A 26,122-nucleotide genomic window follows, 5' to 3' on the forward strand; every position below is an offset into this window, starting at 1 on the left:
AATCAGATCACTCCGTTCGACTTGAGCAGGCGCAGCTCCTCGTCGCCGAGCCCGAGCTCGCCGACGTACACCTCTTCGTTGTGCTCGCCGAGCAGCGGCGAACTGGTCACGTCCACGGGGGAGTCGGAGAGCTTCAGCGGACTGCCCACGGTCACGAAGTCGCCCCGCTCGGGGTGCGGCACCGTCACGACCATCTCGTTGGCGACCAGCGACTCGTCCTCGATGATCTCCTTGGTGGAGAGGATCGGGCCGCACGGGATGTTGTGGGCGTTGAGCTTCTCCAGCACCTGCCACTTGGGGAGCGTGGACGACCACTCCTCGATCAGCTGGAACATCTTGGTGAGCTGCGGCAGGCGGGCCTCGGGCGTCGCCCACTCGGGGTCGTCCGCCAGCTCCGGCCGCCCGATCAGCTCGGAGAGCGGCTTCCAGCCGACGGGCTGCACGATGACGTACACGTAGTCGTTGGGGCCGCCCGGCGCGCACTTGACGGCCCAGCCAGGCTGGCCGCCGCCGGACGCGTTTCCGGACCTGGGAACTTCGTCGCCGAAGTCGTCGTTGGGATATTCAGCCAGCGGCCCATGCCCGAGGCGCTGCTGGTCCCGCAGTTTCACCCGGCACAGATTCAGTACGGCGTGCTGCATCGCCACGTTCACCCGCTGCCCGCGCCCCGTGTTCTCCCGCTGGAACAGGGCGGCGAGGATCGCTGCCACCGCGTGGATGCCCGTGCCCGAGTCACCGATCTGGGCGCCCGTCGCCAGCGGCGGCCCGTCCTCGAAACCGGTGGTCGACATCGACCCGCCCATGGCCTGAGCGACGACCTCGTACGCCTTGAAGTTGGTGTACGGGCCGTCCCCGAACCCCTTGATGGAGGCATAGACGATCCGCGGATTGATCTCCTGGATACGGTCCCAGGTGAAGCCCATGCGGTCGACCGCGCCCGGTCCGAAGTTCTCGACCATGACGTCCGAGCGCCGGATCAGCTCGGTGAGGATCTCCTTGCCGCGCTCGGTCTTGGTGTTGAGGGTGATGCTCCGCTTGTTGCAGTTGAGCATCGTGAAGTAGAGGGAGTCGACGTCGGGAAGGTCGCGCAGCTGCTTGCGTGTGATGTCCCCGGTCGGCGCCTCCAGCTTCACGACGTCCGCGCCGAGCCAGGCGAGCAGCTGGGTGGCGGAGGGACCGGACTGGACGTGCGTCATGTCGAGAACACGGACGCCTTCGAGGGCCTTGGCCGAGGCCGGCGTCGACGCCGTGGGGGTCGTCGCTGTCGTTGTGGTCAACGGTTCCACCTCACTTGTACATCGTCTGGTTCATGGTTCCGGGGGCGTACGCGTCCGGGTCGACCCAGACGTTGATGAGCGACGGCTTGCCCGACTCACGGGCGCGCTGCAGGGCTGGACCGATGTCGGCGGGGTCGCGGACCTCCTCGCCGTAACCGCCCAGCATCTGCGCGAACTTGTCGTAGTGGACGTCGCCGAGGGTGTTGCCGACGCGCTCGCGCTCCAGGCCGTACTTGGCGGCCTGGCCGTAGCGGATCTGGTTCATGGAGGAGTTGTTGCCGACGATGCCGACGAAGGGGAGGTCGTAGCGGACGAGGGTCTCGAAGTCCCAGCCGGTGAGGGAGAACGCGCCGTCCCCGAAGAGGGCGACGACCTCCTTGTCGGGCCGCGCCTTCTTGGCGGCCAGCACGAACGGGATGCCGACGCCGAGCGTGCCGAGGGGGCCCGGGTCCATCCAGTGCCCGGGTGACTTGGGCTGCACGACCTGCCCGGAGAAGGTGACGATGTCGCCGCCGTCCCCGATGTAGATGGAGTCCTCGGTCAGGAAGTCGTTGATCTCGCTGACCAGCCGGTACGGGTGGATGGGCGAGGCGTCGGACTTCAGGCTCGGCAGCCGCTTCTCGATGGCGGTCTGCTCGGCGGCGCGCAGCTCGTCGAGCCACTCCTTGCGCTTGGACGCGCCTCCGTTGAGGCGTCCCGAGGCGGCCTCCGCGACCGACTTCAGGACGAGCCCCGGGTCCCCGACGATGCCTAGGTCGATGTCCCGGTTCTTGCCGACGGTCCGGTAGTCGAGGTCGATCTGCACGACGGTCGCGTCCTGCGACAGACGCTTGCCGTAGCCCATGCGGAAGTCGAAGGGCGTACCGACGATCACGATGACGTCGGCGTTGGAGAAGGCGTACCGGCGCGAGAGCTGGAAGTGGTGCGGGTCGCCGGGAGGCAGCGTGCCGCGTCCGGCGCCGTTCATGTAGGCGGGGATGTTGAGGGTGCGTACGAGATCGATGGCGGACGCGGTGCCGCGAGTCGTCCACACCTGGCTGCCCAGCAGGATCGCCGGCTTCTCGGCGTGCACGAGGAGGTCGGCGAGCTTCTCGATGGCCTCGGGGTCACCGGCCGAGCGGGTCGAGGCCCGGTACTGCCCGGCGGCGGGCACCCGGGCCTTGTCCACCGGAACCTTGGCGTCCAGGACATCGCGCGGGATCTCCAGGAAGGACGGTCCTGGCGCCCCGTGGTAGCACTCGCGGAACGCCATGGACACCATGTCGGCGGCCCGCGCGGTGTCCGGCACGGTCGCGGCGAACTTGGTGATCGGCGTCATCATGTCGACGTGCGGCAGGTCCTGCAGGGACCCCATCTTGTGCTGGGTGTGGGCCCCCTGGCCGCCGATCAGCAGCATGGGGGACTCCGCGCGGAAGGCGTTGGCGACACCCGTCACGGCGTCGGTCGTGCCGGGGCCGGCGGTGACGACGGCGCAGCCGGGCTTACCGGTGATGCGCGCGTAACCGTCGGCGGCGTGGGCGGCGACCTGCTCGTGGCGTACGTCGACGACCTCGATGCCCTCGTCCACGCAGCCGTCGTAGATGTCGATGATGTGGCCGCCGCAGAGGGTGTAGATGACCTCCACACCCTCCGCTTTGAGTGCCTTGGCGACCAGGTGACCACCGGAGATGAGGTTCTGGCTGTTGTCGTCGGGCATGGCGAAGTCCTGTCCCTTCGTAGGGGATTGGGCGCGCGGAGACGCAGCTCATCCGTGCAGCTCATACGTGGTGCGCGCACTGTTCGTGGATGCCGTCGCGGTACATTGCATACAGTCGACGAATACTGTATGAAGCTTGTTATCCCGCATCCAGTGGGTGGTGTCCAGGGGGCGTGCGGCACTTTTCAGAGGGAGCCGAGATGGACCTGTTCGAGCACCAGGCAAGGGAACTCTTCGAAGAACACGGCATCTTGGTGCCGAGGGCGGAGGTCACCGACTCACCCAAAGAGGCACGCGAGATCGCCCGCAGGCTGGGCGGCCGCGTCGTCGTCAAGGCGCAGGTGAAGACCGGCGGACGGGGCAAGGCGGGCGGCGTGAAACTCGCCGCCGACCCGGCCGCCGCCGAACTGACGGCACGCCAGATCCTCGGCATGGACATCAAGGGCCACACGGTCGGCAAGGTGATGCTGGCCCAACCGGTCGACATCGAAGCCGAGTTCTACGTCAGTTACGTACTCGACCGTGCGGCCGGCCGGTTCCTCGCGATCGCCTCGGCCGAGGGCGGCATGGACATCGAGGAGGTCGCCGCCACCCGCCCCGACGCCGTGGCGCGGATCCACATCGATCCGGCCGAGGGCGTCACCTCGGCGAAGGCCGCCGAGATCGCCGAAGCCGCGGGCCTGCCCCCGCAGACCGTCGACGTCCTGGTCAGGCTCTGGGACGTACTCACCCGCGAGGACGCCGTACTCGTCGAGGTCAATCCCCTCGTCCGTACGGCGCAGGGCCAGATCCTCGCCCTCGACGGCAAGGTCACCCTCGACGACAACGCCCGCTTCCGGCAGGCACGATGGGGAGGCCAGGGGGCGGCGCACGACGACCCGCTGGAGGCGGCCGCCGCCGCCAAGGGCCTCAACTACGTGAAGCTGGACGGCGAGGTCGGCATCATCGGCAACGGCGCCGGTCTCGTCATGTCGACCCTCGACGTGGTCGCCGGCTGCGGCGCACGCCCCGCCAACTTCCTCGACATCGGCGGCGGCGCCTCCGCCCAGATCATGGCCGACGGCCTCTCCGTCATCCTCTCCGACCCCGCCGTCAAGTCGGTCTTCGTCAACGTCTTCGGCGGTATCACCGCCTGTGACGCGGTCGCCGACGGCATCGTGCAGGCCCTGGACACCGTCCAGTTGACCAAGCCGCTGGTCGTCCGCCTCGACGGCAACAACGCCGTACGGGGCCGCGCGATCCTCGACGACCGCGCGCACCCCCTGGTCCAGCAGGCCACCACCATGGACGGCGCCGCGCGCCGCGCCGCCCAACTCGCCGACGCGACCTGAAGGAGCGGGACATGGCCATCTACCTCACCAAGGAGAGCAAGGTCCTCGTCCAGGGAATGACCGGTGGCGAGGGCATGAAGCACACCCGGCGCATGCTCGCCGCCGGCACCGACGTCGTCGGCGGCGTCAACCCGCGCAAGGCGGGGCAGAGCGTCGACTTCGACGACCGTGCCGTCCCGGTCTTCGGCTCCGTACGCGAAGGCATCGAGGCGACCGGCGCCGACGTCAGCGTCGTCTTCGTCCCACCGGCCTTCGCCAAGGCGGCAGTCGTCGAAGCCGCCGACGCCGGTATCGGCCTCGCCGTCGTCATCACGGAGGGCATCCCGGTCCACGACTCGGTCGCCTTCACGACGTACGCGAAGTCGAAGGGCACGCGGATCGTCGGCCCCAACTGCCCCGGCCTGATCACCCCGGGCCAGGCCAACGCGGGCATCATCCCCGCCGACATCACCAAGCCCGGCCGTATCGGCCTGGTCTCCAAGTCCGGCACGCTCACCTACCAACTCATGTACGAGCTGCGGGACATCGGCTTCTCCACCTGTGTCGGCATCGGCGGCGACCCCGTCGTCGGCACCACCCACATCGACTGCCTGGCCGCCTTCCAGGACGACCCCGACACCGAACTCATCGTCCTCATAGGGGAGATCGGCGGCGACGCCGAGGAACGCGCGGCCGCGTACGTCCGCGACCACGTCACCAAACCCGTCATCGGCTACATCGCCGGCTTCACCGCCCCCGAGGGCAAGACGATGGGCCACGCGGGCGCCATCGTGTCCGGCTCCTCCGGCACGGCCCGGGCGAAGAAGGAGGCCCTGGAGGCGGCCGGTGTCCAGGTGGGTGACACCCCGACCGAGACGGCCCGGCTGGTGCTGGCCCGCCTCGAAGCATCTCGAAGCGGAACGTGATGTCACTCATAGTTGACCTGACGTCACTTACGGACGCCACGCCGCGTCGCTAGCGTCGCCGGTACGAAGTTCCCGCCGGACGCCGGACGCCGGACGCCGGACGCTGCAGAAGGCAGATCGAAGAACGCAGGACGCACGACGCAGAACGCAGAACGCACGACGCACGCCGTCCCCGTGCCGGGCGCGCACCGCCGGTGCTCGCGCACGCGGGACCAGCCATGAACGACCGCCCCCGACTGTGCACCGAGAGCGGAGCAACCGAATGGCACCCACCCTCACACCCAACCTCAAGACCACCCGAACACCCACCCTCACCCTCAAAGCCCGCACCTCGTGGACCGACGCCTGGCAGCGCTGTGTCGCCGTGGCGCCCGAGGCCTTCCAGGACGACCGCGTCCGCAACCTCTGGGGCGCCGCCTGGCAGGCGGACGGCCGGGCGCTGCCCGCCACCAGCCCCGTCGACGGCAGCCCCATCGCCGGACCGCCGCGACTGGACGGCGACACGGCCCAGCAGGCCGTCCGCGCCGCCCTCGACCACCACCGTGCCTGGCGCCACGTACCCCTCGAAGAACGCCGGGCCCGCGTCGCGGCCACCCTCGACGCCCTCACCCAGCACCGGGAACTGCTCGCCCTCCTCCTCGTCTGGGAGATCGGCAAGCCCTGGCGGCTCGCGCAGGCCGACGTCGACCGCGCCATCGACGGCGTGCGCTGGTACGTCGACGGAATCGAGCCCATGCTCGTGGACCGGACCCCGCTGGACGGACCCGTGTCCAACATCGCGAGCTGGAACTACCCGATGAGCGTGCTCGTTCACGCAATGCTGGTACAGGCACTGGCAGGCAACGCGGTCATCGCCAAGACCCCGACCGACGGCGGCGTCGCATGCCTCACCCTGGCCTGCGCGCTCGCCGCCCGCGAGGGGATACCCGTCACCCTCGTCAGCGGCAGCGGAGGCGAACTGTCCCAGGCGCTCGTGCGCGCGCCCGAGATCGGCTGCGTCTCCTTCGTCGGCGGCCGGGACACGGGCGCCGCGGTGGCCACGGCCGTCGCCGACCTCGGCAAGCGACACGTACTCGAACAGGAAGGGCTGAACACCTGGGGCATCTGGAACCACACCGACTGGGACGCGCTGACGGCCGTCATCCCGAAGCTCTTCGACTACGGCAAGCAGCGCTGCACGGCGTATCCGCGCTTCGTCGTCCAGCGTGAGCTGTTCGACGAGTTCCTCGCGGCGTACCTCCCGGCGGTCGACACCCTCCGCGTCGGCCACCCCCTGGCCGTCGAGCACCCCGACGACCCGTACCCGCAACTGGACTTCGGGCCGGTGATCAACGCGGCCAAGGCGAAGGAACTGCACGACCAGGTCGCCGAGGCCATCGACCGCGGCGCCGTACCCCTGCACCGCGGCAAGCTCGCCGACGCCCGCTTCCTCCCCGGCCAGGACACGTCGGCGTACGTCCAGCCGGTCACGATCCTGAATCCGCCGCCCTCCTCCCCGCTCCACCACGCGGAACCCTTCGGCCCGGTCGACACGATCGTCCTGGTCGACACGGAGGCGGAACTGCTGGCCGCGATGAACGCGTCGAACGGCGCGCTGGTGGCGACGCTGTCCACCGACGACGAGGCCACGTACCAGCGGCTGGCGCCGCAGATCCGCGCCTTCAAGGTCGGCCACGGGAAACCCCGCTCCCGGGGCGACCGCGACGAGCTGTTCGGCGGCTTCGGCGCGTCCTGGCGCGGCGCGTTCGTGGGCGGCGAACTGCTGGTGCGCGCGGTCACGCACGGGCCGGCGGGGGAGCGGCTGCCGGGGAACTTCCCGGAGTACCACCTGATGCCGTGACCTCTGATGCCGTGCCCCGCGGTGTCGGAACCATCCCCGCCCGACCCGTAGCTTTCGGTCACGCAAAGTGACACCAGAGTGACGTCGTAGAGCGTCGTCCGCGCCCCGAGCGGTACCCCGCCGGGGCGCGGAAACGCAGGTGAAAGCCACTCCGAAAGCTTGGTATTGTTGTCCATGTCGCCACGGGGAACACCCCCGTCCAGGCGGCAGACACCTGGTCCGGGTGGCGGAATGGCAGACGCGCTAGCTTGAGGTGCTAGTGCCCTTTATCGGGCGTGGGGGTTCAAGTCCCCCCTCGGACACTCGCTACAGCTGTACGCGGATGAGGGCCACGACCTGAGGGTCGTGGCCCTTTTCGCATGCCGCCGCCACGGCGAACCTCCCGGACCGCGTGATTTCCCGGAGTCCTCACAGCTGCCTTCGCGGCGCAACGGCCCGTCGCGCTACAGGAGTTCTACGCTGCAACCGGACGCTGATCATGACGGCGTGAGGTAGCGCTCTGTAACGCCTCACGCCAGTCCGGGTGTGAGGAAGAACGAGAATGGCCGAAGAGGTCCACGACGCCGATACGTCCGTGGTGTTGATAGAGAGCATTCCCCTGGTCCTGAGCGGCTTGCGTTCCGCGCTTGAGGACGGCGGGATCGGCGTTGTCGCGGGAACCCACGATCCGCACGCCGGCGTCCGGGCGGTCCGGGAGGGGAAGCCCAACGTGGTCCTCGTCGACCTCGACCTGCCGGCCCACGCGGGAATCGGGCTGCTTCAGCAGCTGCGTCGGCAGGGCCCGTCCCCGCGGCTGGTCGCGATGGTCTCCCCGGACCATGACGACGACAAGCTGCTGCTGACCGCGCTGATGGCCGGGGCCACGGGCTACCTGCTCAAGAACACGGAGACGGCAGACCTGCTGCGTACCGTACGAGCCGTGCGACGCGGGTACGTGACATTGGGCCCCCGGCCCGGCAGCGAGCTCTTCGCCCTGCTGCAGCGCCTGGCGGAGGCCGACGAGCCGCTCCCGTTCCCGGCTCTGACGAACCGGGAACGGGAAGTGCTGCGGCTGGTCTCCCTCGGCCACGGAAACCGCCGGATAGCCCAGGAGCTGTTCATATCGGAGAAGACCGTACGCAACTACGTCTCCGCCATCCTGCCGAAGATCAACGTGTCGAACCGACTGGAGGCCATCGTGTCCGCCCGGCTGACCGGCCTGGAGACGACCTATCCGGACACGGGTTCAGCGGGTGCGTAGGTACGCCCCGCGCAGAGCACCGCTCCCCGGAACCGGCACCGGGTAGTGTCACCCGTCCTGCGTGACCAGGCCGGAGGTCACGAGCAGGCGCAGGCTGTCGCCGACCTGCCGGCCGACCTCCTCCGAGCCGGGAGTGAGACCCGCCGCCTGCGCGTAGGCGGTGTGCAGCGAGCCGAGGTCACGTCCGTCGCACAGGGAGTAGACGGTCCAGGAGCGCGCGTTCAGCCAGTGCATCCGAGCCGACCGGGCGGGGCTGACGACTAGTTGCCCGAGGCCGGGCAGGGCGCACGCGTCCACCGGAGTGACGCGCTGGAGGGTGCCGGTGGGACCGCCCTGCTGAGAGGGACCCGGTTCGGCGGGCCGAGTCGTGACCGCCCGCTCACGAGGCCGCGGCGCGTCCTCGTCCACCAGGCGCAGGGCGGTGAGGAGCCAGCGGGCGAACCGGTGCCCGTGTTCGGTGAGGGCCTCGTCCGGCAGCGACAGTACGCACTCGGCGAGGTAGCGGGCCCTTTCCGCACTGGTGCGGTACTCGCCGTTCAGGGCGGCGGGGGTACCCGGGCTCGGCTCGTCGAGGTCCTCGGCGGGCGGGGGCGGACCGAACCGTTCACGGACCGCTTCACCCGCCGTGTCGGCCGCGGCCCGGAAGACCAGCAGGTGCACATAGAAGTGCAGGGCGACGAACACCCGGATGACCGTCCAGGAGCCGATCCGCCACGGGATGGGAACCTGCTCGGTGGCGTTCCTGACCACGGAACCCGTCCGGAGCGCGTCGAAGAGCTTCAGGTGGGCGCCCTCGTGCAGCAGGCTCTCGGCGGCAAGCCACGGGGACGTGCAGCGTTCGGGCGCGAGCAGCACGGTCGAGGGAAGCGGATCGCCGCCCGACATGGACTGCAGGGGACCCTCTTCGCTCTCCCGGCTGGTGAAGCCGACCACGCTGACGTGCCCGAGCACGCCGGCTCCGGCGGCGGGCAGCAGCGTGGCGAGAAGTTCCGCGCCGTCCCGTAGAACGGCGAGAGTTCCGTCCGTCGGATCGACGGGACCCGCCGCCCGGCCGTCGCCGAGCGCGTCCCGGTACAGCTCCATGAGGCGCTCGGCCAGCAGCTTCTGCGCGTCCTCCCGCGGTGCGGGCTCGGCCAGCACCCAGGCGTCCCCGAGACCGGGCCAGGCGGGCCGATGGGGGCGCATAAGAGCTTCGGAGGGACCTGGGGCGGGAGCCGCGTCAGAGGGCGCCGTGCCCGTGGTCGGAGTACCCGTGGCCGGTGCGTCCGCCGCCGCACCCGCGGCCAGGTGACCGCGTACGTACGTGCCGAACGAGCTGCGTTCGAACCGGCCGCCGTCCAACAGGGCGAGGTCGACCTCGAAGCAGTTGCGCAGCACGGGGTCGTACAGCAGGGGGCGCAGACGTTCGTCGGATGCGGCGGCCGTCTCCCGCAGGACGTCCGCGGCCTCGCCGTCATGCCGCGCCAGCATGGTCAGGCCCAGGCGGAACCGGGCGAGATTGCGCTCGCCGATGGCGGGGGAGTCGCCGAACTGCCGATCGGCGCAGAGCAGGGTGTCGGCCTGCGCCACCCGGTCGGCGGTCGGTCCGGCGTCGACCGGCCCGGTGATGCCCGGTCCGGTGATGCCCGGCGAACCCGGCCGGTCGGTGGAAGGTGAGGCCGGCTGGGCGGCGGAGAGCGAGGAGGACAACGACGGACCGTCCTTCGGGGGCGCGGGCGAGATGACGGACGTGAGACCTGGGACGACCGGCACCGGACCCTCCACGGGTCCGATGCCGACCGAACGCGTCGTACGTCAGGCGGCGCGGACCGCCTGGTACGACGGGAGCCAGGCGCGCTCCTCCGGTGCGTCGACGGCCACCAGCGGCGACTCGTCGTCGAGGTACGTCTGCGGAGCCAGCTCGGGGGTCTCGATGAGGTCCACCAGCATGTCTTCAGTCCCTTCGGTCGTGTGCGGACGGAATGTTCCCGGCGGGGGATCACCCCACCAGGAACATCATCTTCCGCTACCGCACGTCCCACACCGAGGGGAGCGTTGTCCCGGAACCTGTCCCGTAGGTGCGGCACGCACGGTGGCCCTCCGGCCCGCCCCGCGAGGCGGTCCGGCTCCGGTCCGGTCTCCCCGCGCCCCACTTCCCTCAGCCGTAGTTCCGACGTCAGTTCCCGGCGCTATGCTCGCCGGTGTTCGAGTGATACATGGGGCCGGTGGCGAGGAAGCCATCGGGAGGGGCGTGAGGCGGGCGTGTTGTCCGGCAGTGATGATCAGCAGGGTGCGGCGCACGCGGCACGGGGTGCCGGGCGTCTGATCGCGGGTCGGTACCGGCTGACCGACCAGCTCGGCCGGGGCGGCATGGGCACCGTCTGGCGGGCCCACGACCAACTGCTCGCGCGGGACGTCGCCGCCAAGGAGCTGCATGTCTTCACCCAGGGCGACGAGGACCGCCGCGTGTGGCTGCGCCGGGCCGTACGGGAGGCGCGGGTGGTGGCCAGGGTGCCGCACCCGCATGTGGTCGGAGTGCACGACCTCGTCGAGTACGAGGACCGCCTGTGGATCGTCATGGAACTCATCGACGGCCCCTCGCTCGCCCAACTCATCGCACGTAACGGCCCGTTGGAGCCCACGAAGGTCGCCGAACTGGGTGCCCAACTGCTCGGCGCGCTCGACGCCGTGCACGCCGCAGGAGCTCTGCACCGGGACGTCAAACCGGCCAACGTCCTGCTGCGCCGCGACGGCAGCGCGGTCCTGACGGACTTCGGTATCGCCGTCGTCGACGACGGCGAGGCGCTCACCAACTCGGGTGAGTTCGCGGGCTCCGTCGAGTACATGGCGCCCGAACGCGTCAACGGCGGTGAGGTCGGGCCCGCCTCGGACCTGTGGTCGCTGGCCGCGACACTCGTCACCGCCGCCACCGGGGCGTCCCCCTTCCGGCGCCCCGCACACGCGGCCACCCTGCACGCCGTGGCATACGAACAGCCCAATCTTCCGGCGCGGTTGGGCCCGCTGCTCCCGGCCGTCGAGGCACTGCTGCGCAAAGCTCCCGAGGAGCGGCCCTCCATCCCCGACGCGACGACCGCCCTGCGGCACGCCGCCGAGGGGCTCGCGGCGGACCCGAGGTCGCTGCCGTCGGCCACCGTCCGGATCGCGATCCCGGCCGGGGTCTCCCTCGCGGACGCGGAGACCCGGACCCGTCAGCACGTCCCGTGGACGGACCACACGGCGCCCACCGCCGCACCCACTTCGCGGTACGACGCCGCGACCGCGGCCGCGTTGATGCGCAGGGACGAGAGCCGGCGTGACAGACGGGTCATGGGGCTCGTGGTCTCCTCGGTCGCCCTCGTCTTCGCGGGGACCGGCCTCGGCCTCTTCCTCGCCGGGGTGCCGCCGTTCGAACGGTCCGCGCAGGCCGACGCCTCGGACGGCAAGGAACCGGGAAGCGAAGCCGGCATCTCCCTGCCAGCCGGTACGCCCCTGCCGGCCACGCCCGTCGTCAACGAATCGGTGGTCCACGGCGCCGAGGGCTGGCAGCGGGTCACCGACACACCCATCCAGTCCGGCGACACGGTCACCGTCCGCTTCACCTCGGGTCAATGGACCGTGGACGACCCCGAGATGCCACTGACGGGGCCGGAAGGCTACGACGCCGAGACCGACAAGGCGCTCGACTTCGCCGCGGCGGACTGCAAGGTCAACGACTCGGCCCCCTTCGGCGCGCTCCTCGGACGTTTCACCGAGGCCGGGGAGGGCGAGGAGAGCCATATCGTGGGGAAGCAGTGGACCTTCGAGGCGGCGGCCGGGGGCATGCTCGAACTGCGCATCAACGACGGCGACAACGGCTGCATCGCCGACAACTCGGGCGACCTCTCGGTGACGGTGACCGTCGCCAAGGGCGCCTAGGTGAAAGGCACTTCGGATCCGTACGCTCTCCTACCCGGCGCCCCCGACTCGCCCGTACTCCTGCACGTACCGCACTCCTCGCGGACCGTCCCCGCGGACGTACGGAACGGCATCGTGCTCGACGACGCCGCGCTGGAGCGGGAGTTGGACCACATCACCGACGCGCACACCGCGCGGATCGCCGCGGAGGCCGCCGCCCGGCGTGCCGCCCCGCCCTGGCAGTTCGTCAACCGGTTGTCCCGACTGGTCGTCGATCCCGAACGCTTCCCCGACGAGCGGGAGGAGATGCGGGCGGTGGGCATGGGCGCCGTCTACACCCGCACCACGCACGGCGAGCCACTCCGGCCGGACGCCGACCGCGTCCCGGACGCCGACCGTATCCCGGACGCCGACCTGAGCCCCGCGCTCGAACAACGGCTGTTGGACCGCTACTTCCACCCGTACGCCGCCGCCATGACCGACGCCGTGACACAGCGGCTGGCAGCGGCCGGGCGAGTGGTGATCATCGACGTGCACTCCTATCCCACGGACCGGCTGCCGTACGAACTCCACGGCGACGGCCCCCGCCCACCCGTCTGCCTCGGAACCGACGCCTTCCACACCCCGCCCGACCTCCTCGTCCACGCCGAGAAGGCATTCACCGGCTTCGGCGGTACGGGCACCGACAGCCCCTTCGCCGGAACGTACGTACCGCTGAAGTACCACGGCACCGACCGGCGGGTCAGCGCCCTGATGATCGAGATCCGCCGGGACGTCTACATGACCGAGCCGGGTGGACCCGCGGGGCCGGGCCTCGCCCGCGTGGCTGCCGCACTGGCGGAACTGGTCGGGACGGTCACCGGAATGTCCGAGTCCTGAGATGGCGGTCGAGCGGTTCATCGGCATCGACCTGGCCTGGGCGCACGGCGGAACCCGCAGGCCCAACGAGACGGGTGTGGCCGCAGTCGACGGCTCCGGCACGGTCGTCGACTGCGGCTGGACCCGCGGGCTCGACGAGACGGTGGAATGGCTGGCCGGGGCAGCCGTCGACGGATCAACCCTGGTCTTCGTCGACGCGCCGCTGGTCGTCGACAACGCGGCGGGCCAGCGCGGGTGCGAGCGGGAGGTGGGCCAGCGGTACGGCCGCTGGAAGGTGAGCGCGAACAGCACCAACACGGGTTCCCCGCGCAAGGCCGGCGTGCTCCTGCTGGAACGGCTCCGGAAGGCCGGCTGGTCCTACGACGACGGCAGGGAAGGCCCGCCGACGAGCGGCCTCGTCCTGTCCGAGTGCTACCCCTACACAACGCTCGTCGGAGCGGCCGAGCTGGGGTACGACCTGGAGCGCCCCACCTACAAACGACGCCCGGCGCGCGTACCGTCGGCCGACTGGCGCGCGGTACGGGCGCAGGCGTGCGACGAGTTGATCGGCCGGGTGGCGGGCCTCGCCACCGCCGACCCGCCCCTGCTGCTCGCCTCGCATCCGGTCTCCCGCCGGCTGACCGAGGAGCCCTCGCCCCGGCGGGCGGCCGACTACAAGCACCGGGAGGACCTCGTCGACGCGCTGCTCTGCGCGTGGACGGCCGCGCTGTGGTCCCGGCACGGGCTCACCCGCTGCCAGGTGCTCGGCGCGGGCAGCCCCGCCCCGCAGGGGCACGCTCCCACGATCATCGCTCCGGCCCGCGCCGAGCAGCGTCGGGACGGGGCTCCCTGAGCCGCCGTGGAGCCCGGGCGCGAATAACCCGGTGCGCCAGGGCAGTTCGGCTTCCTACACTCGCCCCAGCACGCGCATCGCACACCACCGCGACGCGCGTCCCGTGACCACCGAGAGGAGCCCGGCCATGCGGTACCGCACCGCTGTCGTCGTTCCTCTGTCGCGGTACGAGGTGATCCTCGTGTCCTCGCGGAGCCGGTGCGGGCTGCGCGGCCCGCACCGGACACCCGTTTCGAACGTCTGACCCTGACCTGCGCACGTCGACCTGCGCACGCCTTTCCGCGGGTCAGCACGTCACCTGACGCTTCGTACGGGAATCGCGCCGACCCCATCCGGATCAGTAGTCCTGGAAGGCCTTGGGCCGTGCGTACCGAACTCCACCCTCTTGACCACCGCTTCTCACCTCTCGACACCCCGCTGGGTGCCGTCCGCAATCTCGGCATCCTCGCCCATGTCGACGCGGGCAAGACCACCGTCACCGAGCGGATCCTGTATGTCACCGGGACCACGCACAAGCGTGGTGAGGTGCATGACGGCACGACCGTCACCGACTTCGACCCCCAGGAGCGCGACCGTGGCATCACCATCTTCGCCGCCGCCGTCAGTTGTGACTGGGACGGGCACCGCATCAACCTGATCGACACCCCGGGGCACGTCGACTTCTCCGACGAGGTCGTACGGTCGCTGCGTGTGCTGGACGGAGCGGTGGCGGTGTTCGACGCCGTCGCGGGGGTCGAACCGCAGAGCGAGTCGGTGTGGCGGCAGGCCGACCGGTTCGGCGTGCCGCGCATCGCCTTCGTCAACAAGCTGGACCGGGCCGGGGCCGACCTCGACTCGGCGGTCGCGTCCATCCGGGAACGGCTGCATCCGGCGCCGCTGGTCGTGCAGTTGCCCATCGGCTCGGAGGACGGGTTCCGCGGAGTCGTCGACCTGCTGCGTATGCGGGCGCTGGTCTGGACCGAAAGCGGGGAGGGGATCGGCGGGGTCGAGGAAGGGCCCGTACCCGAAGCGCTGTCCGAGGAGGCGGGCCGGCGACGACGACTGCTGGAGGAGGCCGTCGCGGAGCTCCATCCCGGCGCGCTGGAGGAGTTCTGTACGCCGGCCGGCCTCTCCGCGCGGACCCTCGCGGGCGCGCTGCGCGACCTGACCCGTACCGGTGACGGTGTGGTCGTGCTCTGCGGCTCGGCCTACCGCAACCGGGGCATCGAGCCGTTGCTGGACGCCGTGGTCGCGTATCTGCCCTCGCCGTCGGACGTTCCCGCCGTACGCGGCACGCTGGACGGTGCCGAACAGGTGCGGGCCGCCGATCCGGACGCGCCGTTCGCCGCGCTGGCGTTCAAGGTCCACTCCACCGCCACCGGGCGGCTGACTTGTCTGCGGCTGTACTCGGGGACGATCCGGAAAGGAGAAGTGGTGGCCGTGCGGGACGCGGGTGCGACGCGCACCGAACGGATCGGCCGGATCCTGCGGGTCCAGGCCGACCGGCACACCCAGTTGGACCGGGCCGTCGCCGGGGACATCGTCGCGGTGGTCGGACTGAAGTCCGCCCGCGCGGGATCGACCCTGTGCGCGCCCGGTGCCCCGCTGGTCCTCGAACCGCCGGTCACCGCCGAGCCCGTCGTCTCGGTCGCGGTCGAGGCACGGACGAGCACGGACACGGACCGTCTGGTGGCCGCGCTGGCACGGCTCGTGGAGGAGGATCCGTCACTGGTGGTGCGGACCGACGACGAGACCGGGCAGACCGTGCTGTCCGGCATGGGCGAACTGCATCTGGAGGTGGCGGTGGAGAAGATCCGCCGCGCCCAGGGGCTGGACGTCCGGGTCGGCCGGCCGCGGGTCGCGTACCGGGAGACGGTCGTACGCGGGGTCGCCGGGTTCGTCTTCCGGCATGTCAAACAGGACGGCGGGGCGGGCCAGTTCGCCCATGTCGTACTGGACGTGGAGCCGTTGGAGGCCGACGCCGAACGGGAGGACGGAGGCGGAGGCGGAGGCGGAGGCAGCGTGACCGGGTTCGAGTTCCGGTCGGCCGTCGTGGGCGGTCGGGTGCCCGCAGGAGTACGTACGGGCCGTCGAGGCCGGCTGCCGGGACGCGCTGGGCGAGGGTCCGCTCGGCGGTCATCCCGTGACCGGGCTGCGGGTCGTCCTGCGGGACGGGGCGACCCACGCGAAGGACTCGTCGGAGATGGCGTTCCGGACGGCCGGACGGCTCGCCCTGCGCGAGGCGTTGCGGACGAGCGCGATGGCGGTGCTGGAGCCGGTGGTCGAGGTCACGGTCACCGCTCCCGACGAGGCCGTGGGCGGGGTCCTCGGCGACCTGGCGGCACGGCGCGGCCGGGTCACCGGATCGACCACGCGGGCGGGTGCGGCGATCGTCACCGCCACGGTGCCGCTGGCCGAACTGTTCGGCTACGCGACGCGGTTGCGCAGCCGCACGCAGGGTCGGGGGGTTTTCACCACCCGCCCCACGGGGTACGCCCCGGCGCCGACGCCGGGGCCATCCACGCCGCCCCGGTAGCCCGGCGGGACGGGCCCCGGGGCGGGGCGTGCGGGCGTGCCCCACGGGGTGCGTTCCGGCGGCGGGGACGGGCGTGGGGACGCCGGTGCGCGGCAGCCCGGACGAGTTCCCGAACCGGGGCGTGTCCCCCGGGGTGCGTCCCAGCGGCGGGGCGGGCGAGGGAACGCCGGTGCGCACAGCCCGAACCCGTCCCGGAGTGGGGCGTGTCCCAAGGGTGCGCCCCGGGGCCGGTGCTGGGTGGGGGAGGTGCCCGCGCCCCGGCGGTCCGGACGGGCTCCGGCGTGAGGGCGTTGGCTAAACGGGGGAGGGGCGTCGGGCCCCGTCCCGCCGTCCCGGACGGTGGGTCCGCTCACGGACGGGTGGGCCGGGACGGCGGGCCGTCCACACGCGGGTAGGCCGGGACGGCGGCCCCGTTGACGCGCGGGTGGGCCCGGACAGTTGGCTCGCTCACGCACAGGCCGCCCCGGACGGCGGTCCCGCCCCCCCCCCGGAGGGCGGGGCCGCCGTTCACCGGGCGGGCTCAGCCGAGCGTGTCCCGTAGCAATCGGGCGTTTTTCACCAGCAGGCTCGAACCCTTGCGGGCCGCCGTTGCCGTCACCTCGGTGATCTCCCCCCTCGCCCCGCAGCGCGACGCGCATTCCACCGCGAGTGCCAGCAGTTCGGCCAGGCCCCGGACCGGGGTGTCGCGCAGCAGGCCGGGCAGGGCGGCGGCCAGGACGGCCCACACGGTCGCGTACGCACCTGTCTCCGCGGCGGTTCGCAGCGACTCGGCCGCCCTGCCCGCGCCGGGCCACTCGTAGTTCAGCAGCGCCTCCAGCTGCCGTCCGAGCAGCCCGCCGTCCAACTGCTCCCGCGCGGCCAGGACCAGCAGGGCGTCCACCACCGCGATGGTGTCCATGCGCCAGAGCAGGCCGAACGCCACGGCCAGGTGTACCGACCAGCCCGCCGGGCCGCCGGACTCCGCGACGAGTGGCAGTACGCGCGGCCACCCCGTCTGGGACACGCGCGGCTCGAAGTAGTCGCGTGCCATCAACTCCTCGCGGTGGTGCGGCAGCTGGGCCACCCAGAAGGGCCGGATCGGGTCGGCGAGGCCGTTGTTGCCGACGTACGGCCCGACCAGCGCCGCCGCGGCCAACGGGAACTCGGGGTCGATGGCCGCCCCCGGGCGCACGGGGGTCCACCACCCCTGCGACGCGGGCTTCGGCGGCTTGCAGTGCGGCCAGCCCTTCGGCTCCGAGTCCTGGTGCGGAAGCCCGCCCTCGCGCAGCCAGTGCGCCAGCCGCCGGCCTGCGGGGGAGTCGAGGGCTCCGGCCGCGCGGAGCACCTCGTCGTCCGACGTCGGGGTGACCCGGAGCAGCGCCTGGGCCAGGTCGACCGGCGCGGGCTCGACACCGAGTGCGTCGAGCGCCGAGATCCGTTCCAGCAGGACGGCGGCGTCCAGTGCGCCGGTGGAGAGGGTCGGTACGGCCAGCAGGAACGGCTGGGTGCCGGACTCGACGATCTCCATCGCCTCGGCGAGGCGCGCGGCGAGCAGCGAACCGGCCAGGGAGAAGCTGCTGCTCGGGCGGGTCCGGCCGAGGTGGACGACCCGGTGCAGCAGTCCGACCCGTGCCCTCGGTTCGTCGCCCCGCACAGCGGCCGCCACGTCGTAGAGGTCCGCCTGCACCCAGTCGTAGGTCTCCTTCGGCCGGATACGCATGACCGGCTCCAGCGCCTCGGACAGCGCGGCCCGGTCCACGTGGGCGTGGCGGACCAGTCCGTCGAGGGCACGCTCGAAGGCCACCACGTCCTGGTCGCCCGCGACGACCGCCGCGACCTCCTGCGCGAGCTCGGTGGCCGTCGGGACGGGCCCCGGCACCGGGCTCGGAACCGGCACGGGGGGCAGCGTGTCCGCGTACGCCGTGGTGACGGCGGCCTCCGCCGCACCACCCGAGTCCTGCGCACTACCCAAGTCCGCCGTGCCGCCCGATCCCCGTGCGCCGCCCGGAACCGCCGTGCCGCTCGACCCTCCTGCGCCGCCCAGGTCCGCCGTGCCGCCCGACCCTCCTGCGCCGCCCAGGTCCGCCGTGCCGCCCGACCCTCCTGCGCCGCCCAAGTCCGCCGTGCCGCCCGACCCCCCTGCGCCGCCCAAGTCCGCCTGTCCGCCGAACACTTCGCCCGCCCGAGCCGCGAGTCCAGGGCTGAGCCGTTCCGCGGCCGTCCGTAACTCCCGCAGTGCCGCCGCCCCGGCATAGCGAACGTGATGAGCCGTCAGGTCCAGTGCGCGCTCCTGCAGCGACAGTTCCCGGTGCTCGAAGGCGATGGCCAGGTCGACGAGCAGCCTGTCCGCGCGTGCCGGGTCCCGCCGGATCGACCTTTCCAGGAAGGACAGTTGGGCGCGGACCAGTTTCTTCTCGGGGCGGAGCAGGACCCGTTCGCATGCCTCGGTGAGTGCGGCAGGTTCCAGCAGCCCCGTTTCGTCCAGGCCGGTCAGGACCTCCTGGGCGTGGGCGGCCACCGGCAACGACCGTTCCAGCAGCTCCAGATGGGCCCTTGCCAGGAGCGCGTTCTCGGCCGGTGTGCACTTCAGGGCCCGCAGGAACTCCAGGAAAGGCGCGGTCTCCATGCGCGTGCCGTCGGCCGACAGGCGCCCGAGCAGGTACTCGGCCAGCGCGGCCCGTGCGGGGGCCACCCGGGCGTGTTCGGCCGGGGTGAGTGTGAGTGTCTCCAGAACGGCCGCCGCCTGCGCCCCTCCGGGGGGATCGCCGACGAGGTCCGCGAAGAGGTTGTCGACCAGCTCGTCACGGTCGGCGAAACCCTCGGCGGTGAGGGTGACGAGGGCTTCCAGCAGCCACACCGGGGGTCCGAAGACGAGACGCCCCGGTCTCCGCACGGCCAGGGGCACGAGTTTCGGGGTGAAGGGGTCCGCGCGCAGCCGCTCCAGGAGGTCGGCCCCCGGTACTCCGCCCCGTACGCGCGGAGGCCGCTCCCGGTCGTTCGCGCGGTTGGAGAGCCAGGCCAGGACGAATTTCCGGGAGGCCGGCAGCGGGCAGCCGGTGTCGTGGACGAGGTGTTCGGTGACCGTGTACACCGTGTCCGAGGCCGTCGCGCTCTCGCCGAGCCGTGCGGCCAGCTCGGCGCGCCAGGCGACGGGGTGCAGGTCCAGGACGTCCACCGTCCAGGTGTCCACCTTGAAGTACCGGTAGGTCAGCAGCCAGGCCGCGGCGGCCTCGGGGGTGACCTGGCAGCCCAGCTCGGCGGCGAACAGGGCGGCCCTCACCTCCGCGGTGTTCGCCCGCCGGGAGATCGCCTCGCGGTGGGCCGTCAGCCCGGCCGCGCACGCCCCGCGCTGCTCCGGCCGCAGGGTGCCCAGCTCCCGGACCACTCCGGCGACGTCGCCGGCCTCTACAAGTTCGACCAGCTTCATCGTGCCGCCTTCGTCCTTTACGTATAGGTAAGTAGGCCCAGAGAGTGGTGAGTTGAGCCACGCGGGACACGCTAGAGCCGCGCACCGACAGGACGAAGAAAACGTTCAGACGGCAACGATCGAGGTGGTTGAGACGCCGACGGTCGAGATCCGGGCGGAGTGGCCGCCCGGGGCGGTGCCCCCGCGCGCAGCCACCCCGGCATGAGACTCGTCGTCTCGCCACCTGAGACGCATGTTTGACATTAGGTGACCTTATGAACGATAAAGGACATGCTTTGACCATCTATTAACGATCCGTGTTCGCCCTACCGGTGATCCGGAGATCCGGAGATCCGGGATCGCCGCCACCTCCTAGTCGAATGAGTCCGCCGTGTCACAGCCCACCGCCTCCCCGGCCTCCGTCGACCCCGGGGAGGAGTGGAAGGTCTGGCGTGCCGAGCGCCACCGCTCGCTCACCTCGCCGACCGGGAACCTCGCCCTCGTCGAGACCCGCTGGCTGCCCGCCGGCGAGGAGCCCGACGCCGAGGCCGCCCGCGCCGGGCAGCCGGACAGCGTGACGGTCACCACGCTCCGGCGCACCGACCTCGTCACCGGTGAACCCGAGCACGGCCTGCGCCTGTGGGACGCGGACTCGCCCGCCGTCCGGCACTTCGACGGTGTCAGCGCCTTCGCGTACGACCCGGCGTGGGTCCTGGAAGCGACCTACACCCCCGTGCCCGGCGCCCGCCGCGTCGCGTTCGAGCATCTGAGGGACAACGGCGGCACCCGTGAGCTGGTCGTCCCGGGCGACATCACGCTCACCGTCGACGGCCGTGAGTACACCCTCAGCGCATTCGACGACGACGGCACCCTGCTCCTCGTCTTCGGCGACCCGACCAACGGGGACACCACCTACGGCGCCGGCCGTTTCCTGTTCGTACGGCGTACCGAGGACGACAACCGGGTGATCCTCGACTTCAACCGGGCCTTCGTGCCGCCCTGCGGGTTCTCCGATCAGTACAACTGTCCGATGCCGCCGCGGCAGAACCGCTTCCACCTGGCCGTCCGGGCCGGTGAGAAGCTTCCCCTCTTCCGCGACGGCTTCCCGGCCGATCACTGATCGCCCCTCCACACTGAATCCCGTAGCACCGGGCAGTTCCCGGCAGCATCCCGCGGCTCCTCGTACCGAAGGCATCTGAACCCATGAGCAAGAACAGCAGGACCAGAGCGTCCCTCTACGGCACCGCCACCGTGGCCACCCTCGCCCTCGGCCTCACCGCCTGCGGCGGCGGCTCGGACGGCGGCAGCGCCTCCGCCGGCACCTGGGACAAGAACGCCACCGTGAACATCGGCTCGCTCTACGAGCCGCAGAACCTCGACAACACCGCGGGCGGCGGCCAGGGCGTCACCGAGGCCCTGAACGGCAACGTCTACGAGGGTCTGTTCAAACTCACGGACGACGGCAAGGTCGAGAAGCTCCTCGCCCAGAACCACGAGGTCAGCAAGGACGGCCTGACCTACACCTTCACCCTGCGTGACGGTGTGAAGTTCCACAGCGGCAAGGAACTGACCAGCGCGGACGTCAAGTACAGCCTGGAGAAGGTGCTCGCGAAGGACTCGCAGTCCGCCCGCAAGAGCAACCTCGAAGTCGTCAAGGACATCGCCACCCCCGACGCGAAGACCGTCAAGGTCACCCTGTCGAAGAAGTCGATCTCCTTCGTCTACAACCTGTCCTACGTCTGGATCATCAACTCCGAGGCCGAGAACCTCAAGACGACCGAGGACGGCACCGGCCCGTACAAGCTCGCCAAGTGGACCCGCGGCTCCGCGCTGAGCCTCGACCGCTTCGCCGGCTACTGGGGCGACGCCGCCGCCAACAAGAAGGCCGTCTACCACTACTACAAGGACGCCTCCGCGCTGAACAACGCGCTGCTGACCAACGCCGTCGACGTGGTCACCAGCGAGCAGTCGCCCGACGCCCTGGAGCAGTTCAAGAGCAACAAGAACTACAAGGTCAACGACGGCGACTCCACCACCAAGCTGCTGCTCGCCTTCAACGACAAGGCCAAGCCCTTCACGGACGTCAAGGTCCGTCAGGCCGTCTCCGCCGCCATCGACGACAAGAAGCTGCTCGAATCCGTCTGGGGCGGCTACGGCAAGCTCATCGGCTCGATGGTGCCGCCGACCGACCCCTGGTACGAGGACCTCACCGACGTCAACGCCTACGACGTCACCAAGGCCAAGAAACTGCTCGACGAGGCCGGCTACGCCAAGGGCTTCTCCTTCACCCTCGACACGCCGAACTACGACCCGCACCCCACCGCCGCGACCTTCATCAAGTCGCAGCTCGCCAAGGTCGGCATCACCGTCAAGATCAACACGATCACGCCGGACGAGTGGTACACGAAGGTCTACAAGAACCGCGACTTCACGGCCACGCTCCAGGAGCACGTCAACGACCGCGACCTGGTCTGGTACGGCAACCCCGACTTCTACTGGGGCTACGACGACAAGCAGGTCACCCAGTGGGTCGAGCAGGCCGAAGAGGCCTCCACGACCGAGGAGCAGACCGAGCTGCTGAAGAAGGTCAACCGGAAGACGGCCGAGGACGCGGCCAGCGACTGGCTCTACCTCTACCCGCAGATCGTCGTCGCGAGCAGCAAGCTCTCGGGCTACCCGCTCAACGGCCTGAACTCGCAGTTCTACGCCTACGACATCAAGAAGAAGGGCTGATGGGGCGCTATCTCCTGCGCCGCCTCGCGTTCCTCCTGGTGTCGCTGGCCCTGGCGAGCGTGGTGCTCTTCGTACTGCTGCGCCTGCTCCCCGGCGACCCGGCCAACGCGCTCACCTCGGTGGGCGCCAGTCCGGAACAGATCGCCGCGGCCCGCCACTCCATCGGCTCCGACCGTCCGCTGCCCGAACAGTTCACCCACTGGCTCGGGCAGCTGACGAGCGGTGACCTCGGCACGTCCTTCGTCAGCTCGCTGCCGGTCGGCCCCGAGGTCACCGCCCGCCTGAACGTCACGGTGCCGCTGACCCTGGCCGCGTTCGTCCTGGCCGTCCTCGTCGCCGTACCGGTCGGCTTCGTGGCCGCGTACAAGCGCCGCACCTGGTACGGGGCGGTGCTCAGCGGGATCTCCCAGCTGGGCATCGCCGTGCCGGTGTTCTGGCTCGGCATGATCCTCATCGCCGTGTTCGCGCTGAACGCGGGCTGGCTCCCCTCCGGCGGCTTCCCGCAGGACGGCTGGGACGCACCCGCCGAAGCCGTCCGCTCGCTCGTTCTGCCGGTGGTCACCATCGCGCTCGTGATGGGCGCCTCCCTGATCCGGTACGTCCGTTCCGCCACCCTCGACGTCCTCGGCAGCGACTATCTGCGCACCGCGCGGGCTCTGGGCGCGTCCTTCCCGCGGGCCATGTGGCGGCACGGGCTGCGGAACGCCTCCGTCCCCGTGATCTCCATCCTCGGGATCGAACTCGCCTCGACCCTGCTCGGCGCGGTCGTCGTCGAGTCGGTGTACGCGCTGCCCGGTCTCGGCTCGCTGCTCGCCACCGGTATCGCCCAGCACGACTACCCGGTCGTCCAGGGCGTCCTCTTCGTCTCGACCCTCGCCGTCCTCCTGATCGGCTTCGCCGCCGACCTGGTCCAGCGGATCATCGACCCGCGACTGCGCGGACGGCTCTCCGGAGGTGCCCGATGACCCTGCCGGCCGCTCCGCTCAAGGAGACGGAGCCTTCGAAGGAGACGACGCCGGTCTCGCGCCGACGCCGTTCCGCCACGCTGCTCGCGGGCTGCTCGCTGACCGCCCTGATCGCGCTGCTCGCCCTCGTCTCGCTCGTCTGGCTGCCCTTCGACACCGACGACACCTCCGGCGGCCGGCTCGCCGGCCCCGGCGACGGACACCTCCTCGGTACGGACAAGCTGGGCCGGGACCTGCTCACCCAGCTGATGACCGGCGCCCGTATCGCCGTGCAGGCGGGACTCGGCTCGGTCGCCATCGCCGCGCTCGTCGGAGTCACCCTCGGGGTGCTCGCCGCGTTCGCGCAGGGCTGGCTCGACGACACCCTCGCCGCGTTCCTCGACATCCTCATCGCTTTCCCGACGCTGCTGCTCGCGATGCTCGTCGTGGCCGCCCGCTCGGCGACCCTCGGCTCCGCGATCCTCGCCATCGGCCTGGCCCAGAGCGCGGTGGTCGCCCGGCTCGTGCGGATCCTCGTCAAGCGGGTCCTGGCGCGGGACTACATCACCGCCGCCCGGACCTCGGGCACCTCCTGGCCGCGTACGGTCGCGGCGCACATCCTGCCGAACATCTGGCCCACCCTCGTGGTCAACCTGGCCCTCCAGTTCGGCCTGGCCGTGCTCGCCGAGGCCGGACTGTCCTACCTCGGCCTCGGCGCCCCGCCGCCCAACGCCTCCTGGGGCCGCATGCTGCAGGAAGCACAGGCCACCTTCACCACCGCACCCGCGGGCGCGCTGGCCCCCGGCATCCTGCTGGTCGTGCTCGTCGTCGGCGTCAACCTCGTCGCCGACGGACTGCGCGACACCCTCGACCCGGCGACCCGCCGGAGGCGCACATGACCCCCCGAGACACTCCCCCCGGTCCCCTCCTCGACGTACGCGGTCTGACCGTGCGCACCGACGACGGGCGCACCCTCGTCGACGACCTCTCCTTCACCGTCGGCGGCGGCGAACGACTCGGTCTGATCGGCGAGTCCGGTTCCGGCAAGTCCCTGACCACCCTCGCCCTGCTGGGGCTGCTGCCCGACGGCATGACCGCCACCGGCAGCGTCGAACTGGCCGGTACGCAGATCGTCGGCGCCCCCGAGAAGCGCCTCACCGCCGTACGCGGCCGGGACGCGGCCGTGGTCTTCCAGGAGCCCCTGACCGCCCTCGACCCGCTGATGCGGATGGGCCGCCAGATCGCCGAGCCGCTGGCCCGCAGGACCGGCCTCAAAGGCCGTGACCTGCGCACCGCCGTCACCGACGCGCTCGTACGGGTGAGGCTGCCCGAACCCGACCGCATCGCCCACGCCTTCCCGCACGAGATCTCCGGCGGACAGCGCCAGCGGGTCGCCCTCGCCATGGCGCTGGCCTGCGAACCGAGCCTGCTCATCGCCGACGAACCCACCACCGCGCTCGACGTCTCCGTCCAGGCCGAGATGCTGGACCTGCTCGACACCCTCGTCCGCGAACGCGAGATGGCCGTGCTGTTCGTCAGCCACGACCTCGCCGTGGTCGCCAAGGTGACCGACCGGGTGCTGGTGCTGAAGGACGGGCGGGCCGTCGAGGAGGGCCCCGTCCTGGACGTCGTCACCGCGCCGAAGGCCGGGTACACCCGGGCGCTGGTCGCAGGCGCCCGGAAACTGGAGTCCGCCCTGGACCTGAGGAGCCCGCGATGACCCCCGAGCCGAAGCCGACGGACGGGGCGCGGGCGACACCCGTGCTGGAGCTCGCGGACGTGGCCGTACGCTACCGGGGCGCCGCCGCCGACGTCGTACAGGGTGTGTCCCTGGCCGTCGAGCCGGGGCAGTCGCTGGCCCTGGTGGGGGAGTCCGGCGCCGGCAAGACGACGCTGCTGCGGATCCTGCTTGGACTCGCCCGTCCCACCGCGGGTACCGTCCGCTTCGACGGCGAGCCGCTCGCCCCGCGCGACCGGCGGCAGATGCGCCGCTTCCGGCGGGGTGTCCAGTGCGTGTTCCAGGACCCGTACTCCTCCCTCGACCCCAGCCGCCGCGTCGCCGCGATCGTCGCCGAACCACTGCGCTCCCTGGGGCTCGACTCCCGCACGACCGCCGCGCCGAAGGTGGCCGCCGCGCTGGAACGGGTCGGGCTGCCGGCCGACGCGGCCTCCCGCTACCCGCACGAGTTCTCCGGCGGCCAGCGACAGCGCATCGCGATCGCCCGCGCCATCGTGTGCGACCCGCGCGTGCTGCTCGCCGACGAACCCGTGAGCGCGCTCGACGTCACCACCCGGGTCAAGGTCGTCGACCTGCTGGCCGAGCTGAAGGAGGAACGGCGGCTGACTCTTGTCATGGTCTCCCACGACCTGTCGGTCGTGGCCTCCCTGTGCGAGCGCACGGCGGTACTGGAGAGCGGCCGACTCGTCGAACAGGGCGACACCGCGCAGGTGTTGGGTGACCCGGCCCACCCGTACACCCGGCGCCTCATCGACAGCGTGCCGCGGCTGCCGGTCTGAAGGGCGCCCTTCCTGTGAGCCTCGGCGTCGGGCCCGTGCGAGCACGAGGGTGTGGCTAGACTCGCGCCCCATGCTTAGCCCCATGCGTGACTCCGGCCCCACCAACCCGTGGCAGCAGCCCCCTTCCGGCGCGACGGCCACCGACGCCGGGGAGG

The 26,122-nt window shown here is 71.3% G+C and carries 18 protein-coding genes, 1 tRNA gene and 1 pseudogene; 15 read left to right on the plus strand and 5 right to left on the minus strand.

Annotated elements, in window-relative coordinates; genetic code table 11:
• Positions 1-2: 2 nt before the first annotated feature.
• Both frc and C6Y14_RS13700 read right to left on the minus strand, forming a co-directional pair.
• The gene (frc, locus tag C6Y14_RS13695) at positions 3-1,286 is read right to left on the minus strand and encodes a formyl-CoA transferase (protein ID WP_404828783.1); all 1,284 of its coding nucleotides are present in this window, start codon (positions 1,284-1,286) and stop codon (positions 3-5) included.
• Between the two features lies 1 nt (position 1,287).
• Entirely contained in the window at positions 1,288-2,973 is a 1,686-nt protein-coding gene (locus C6Y14_RS13700; RefSeq protein WP_107016874.1) for a thiamine pyrophosphate-binding protein, read from the minus strand.
• A 200-nt stretch (positions 2,974-3,173) separates the two neighbouring features.
• On the opposite strand from C6Y14_RS13700, the gene sucC reads away from it, so the two are divergent.
• From sucC to C6Y14_RS44505, 5 genes are all read left to right on the plus strand, one after another.
• Positions 3,174-4,304: an ADP-forming succinate--CoA ligase subunit beta gene (gene sucC, locus C6Y14_RS13705; RefSeq protein WP_107016875.1), complete on the plus strand. Its 1,131-nt coding sequence runs from the start codon at positions 3,174-3,176 to the stop codon at positions 4,302-4,304.
• 11 nt (positions 4,305-4,315) lie between these two features.
• On the plus strand, positions 4,316-5,209 hold the full coding sequence (sucD, locus tag C6Y14_RS13710) for a succinate--CoA ligase subunit alpha (protein ID WP_107016876.1): 894 nt from the start codon (positions 4,316-4,318) through the stop codon (positions 5,207-5,209).
• Positions 5,210-5,471: 262 nt separating this feature from the next.
• Positions 5,472-7,049, plus strand: a complete 1,578-nt coding sequence (locus C6Y14_RS13715) for an aldehyde dehydrogenase family protein (RefSeq protein WP_107016877.1) — start codon at positions 5,472-5,474, stop codon at positions 7,047-7,049.
• A gap of 217 nt (positions 7,050-7,266) precedes the next feature.
• A tRNA-Leu gene (locus C6Y14_RS13720) sits at positions 7,267-7,351 on the plus strand.
• Positions 7,352-7,590: 239 nt separating this feature from the next.
• Positions 7,591-8,289 (plus strand): LuxR C-terminal-related transcriptional regulator, encoded by a 699-nt coding sequence (locus tag C6Y14_RS44505; protein ID WP_107016878.1) that lies wholly within the window; start codon positions 7,591-7,593, stop codon positions 8,287-8,289.
• Positions 8,290-8,337: 48 nt separating this feature from the next.
• Here the strand turns inward: C6Y14_RS44505 and C6Y14_RS13730 are convergent, their stop codons facing one another.
• Positions 8,338-10,041 carry an aKG-HExxH-type peptide beta-hydroxylase gene (locus tag C6Y14_RS13730; RefSeq protein WP_107016879.1) on the minus strand — a complete coding sequence of 568 codons (1,704 nt, stop codon included), beginning with the start codon at positions 10,039-10,041 and terminating at the stop codon, positions 8,338-8,340.
• A 42-nt stretch (positions 10,042-10,083) separates the two neighbouring features.
• Positions 10,084-10,218, minus strand: a complete 135-nt coding sequence (locus C6Y14_RS45500; protein WP_263973071.1) for a hypothetical protein — start codon at positions 10,216-10,218, stop codon at positions 10,084-10,086.
• A 315-nt stretch (positions 10,219-10,533) separates the two neighbouring features.
• Here C6Y14_RS45500 and C6Y14_RS13735 point away from each other — a divergent pair, with 315 nt between their 5' ends.
• The 4 genes and pseudogenes from C6Y14_RS13735 to fusA all read left to right on the plus strand — a co-directional run bounded on the left by C6Y14_RS13735 (position 10,534) and on the right by fusA (position 16,388).
• On the plus strand, positions 10,534-12,183 hold the full coding sequence (locus C6Y14_RS13735) for a serine/threonine-protein kinase (protein WP_159074236.1): 1,650 nt from the start codon (positions 10,534-10,536) through the stop codon (positions 12,181-12,183).
• A complete protein-coding gene (locus C6Y14_RS13740; protein WP_107016881.1) occupies positions 12,184-13,041 on the plus strand; it encodes an N-formylglutamate amidohydrolase in 858 nt (285 codons plus the stop codon).
• Between the two features lies 1 nt (position 13,042).
• A complete protein-coding gene (locus tag C6Y14_RS13745; RefSeq protein ID WP_107016882.1) occupies positions 13,043-13,873 on the plus strand; it encodes a DUF429 domain-containing protein in 831 nt (276 codons plus the stop codon).
• A 363-nt stretch (positions 13,874-14,236) separates the two neighbouring features.
• Positions 14,237-16,388: pseudogene (gene fusA, locus C6Y14_RS13750) on the plus strand (elongation factor G).
• Positions 16,389-16,908: 520 nt separating this feature from the next.
• Here the strand turns inward: fusA and C6Y14_RS13755 are convergent.
• The gene (locus tag C6Y14_RS13755; RefSeq protein ID WP_107016883.1) at positions 16,909-19,794 is read right to left on the minus strand and encodes a hypothetical protein; all 2,886 of its coding nucleotides are present in this window, start codon (positions 19,792-19,794) and stop codon (positions 16,909-16,911) included.
• Positions 19,795-20,164: 370 nt separating this feature from the next.
• Here C6Y14_RS13755 and C6Y14_RS13760 point away from each other — a divergent pair, with 370 nt between their 5' ends.
• The 6 genes from C6Y14_RS13760 (at position 20,165) to C6Y14_RS13785 (ending at position 25,967) form a co-directional block, all read left to right on the plus strand.
• On the plus strand, positions 20,165-20,893 hold the full coding sequence (locus C6Y14_RS13760) for a DUF1684 domain-containing protein (protein ID WP_107016884.1): 729 nt from the start codon (positions 20,165-20,167) through the stop codon (positions 20,891-20,893).
• 83 nt (positions 20,894-20,976) lie between these two features.
• On the plus strand, positions 20,977-22,506 hold the full coding sequence (locus C6Y14_RS13765) for an ABC transporter substrate-binding protein (RefSeq protein ID WP_107016885.1): 1,530 nt from the start codon (positions 20,977-20,979) through the stop codon (positions 22,504-22,506).
• Positions 22,506-23,471 (plus strand): ABC transporter permease, encoded by a 966-nt coding sequence (locus C6Y14_RS13770; protein ID WP_107016886.1) that lies wholly within the window; start codon positions 22,506-22,508, stop codon positions 23,469-23,471. The genes C6Y14_RS13765 and C6Y14_RS13770 overlap by 1 nt, the downstream gene beginning before the upstream one ends.
• Positions 23,468-24,349: an ABC transporter permease gene (locus tag C6Y14_RS13775; protein WP_107016887.1), complete on the plus strand. Its 882-nt coding sequence runs from the start codon at positions 23,468-23,470 to the stop codon at positions 24,347-24,349. The genes C6Y14_RS13770 and C6Y14_RS13775 overlap by 4 nt, the downstream gene beginning before the upstream one ends.
• On the plus strand, positions 24,346-25,170 hold the full coding sequence (locus C6Y14_RS13780; RefSeq protein WP_107016888.1) for an ATP-binding cassette domain-containing protein: 825 nt from the start codon (positions 24,346-24,348) through the stop codon (positions 25,168-25,170). Before C6Y14_RS13775 ends, C6Y14_RS13780 begins: the two co-directional genes overlap by 4 nt.
• Positions 25,167-25,967 carry an ABC transporter ATP-binding protein gene (locus tag C6Y14_RS13785; protein WP_107016889.1) on the plus strand — a complete coding sequence of 267 codons (801 nt, stop codon included), beginning with the start codon at positions 25,167-25,169 and terminating at the stop codon, positions 25,965-25,967. Before C6Y14_RS13780 ends, C6Y14_RS13785 begins: the two co-directional genes overlap by 4 nt.
• The last annotated feature ends 155 nt before the right edge of the window (positions 25,968-26,122 follow it).

Source organism: Streptomyces dioscori (assembly GCF_003024195.1).
GTDB classification, from domain to species: Bacteria; Actinomycetota; Actinomycetes; order Streptomycetales; family Streptomycetaceae; genus Streptomyces; species Streptomyces dioscori.

Excerpts from the sequence above, each read along its gene's own strand:
- C6Y14_RS13700 (WP_107016874.1), bottom strand. The coding sequence starts at position 2,973 with ATGCCCGACGACAACAGCCAGAACCTCATCTCCGGTGGTCACCTGGTC.
- sucC (WP_107016875.1), top strand. The coding sequence starts at position 3,174 with ATGGACCTGTTCGAGCACCAGGCAAGGGAACTCTTCGAAGAACACGGC.
- sucD (WP_107016876.1), top strand. The coding sequence starts at position 4,316 with ATGGCCATCTACCTCACCAAGGAGAGCAAGGTCCTCGTCCAGGGAATG.
- C6Y14_RS13715 (WP_107016877.1), top strand. The coding sequence starts at position 5,472 with ATGGCACCCACCCTCACACCCAACCTCAAGACCACCCGAACACCCACC.
- C6Y14_RS44505 (WP_107016878.1), top strand. The coding sequence starts at position 7,591 with ATGGCCGAAGAGGTCCACGACGCCGATACGTCCGTGGTGTTGATAGAG.
- C6Y14_RS45500 (WP_263973071.1), bottom strand. The coding sequence starts at position 10,218 with ATGCTGGTGGACCTCATCGAGACCCCCGAGCTGGCTCCGCAGACGTAC.
- C6Y14_RS13745 (WP_107016882.1), top strand. The coding sequence starts at position 13,043 with ATGGCGGTCGAGCGGTTCATCGGCATCGACCTGGCCTGGGCGCACGGC.
- C6Y14_RS13755 (WP_107016883.1), bottom strand. The coding sequence starts at position 19,794 with ATGAAGCTGGTCGAACTTGTAGAGGCCGGCGACGTCGCCGGAGTGGTC.
- C6Y14_RS13765 (WP_107016885.1), top strand. The coding sequence starts at position 20,977 with ATGAGCAAGAACAGCAGGACCAGAGCGTCCCTCTACGGCACCGCCACC.
- C6Y14_RS13770 (WP_107016886.1), top strand. The coding sequence starts at position 22,506 with ATGGGGCGCTATCTCCTGCGCCGCCTCGCGTTCCTCCTGGTGTCGCTG.
- C6Y14_RS13775 (WP_107016887.1), top strand. The coding sequence starts at position 23,468 with ATGACCCTGCCGGCCGCTCCGCTCAAGGAGACGGAGCCTTCGAAGGAG.
- C6Y14_RS13780 (WP_107016888.1), top strand. The coding sequence starts at position 24,346 with ATGACCCCCCGAGACACTCCCCCCGGTCCCCTCCTCGACGTACGCGGT.
- C6Y14_RS13785 (WP_107016889.1), top strand. The coding sequence starts at position 25,167 with ATGACCCCCGAGCCGAAGCCGACGGACGGGGCGCGGGCGACACCCGTG.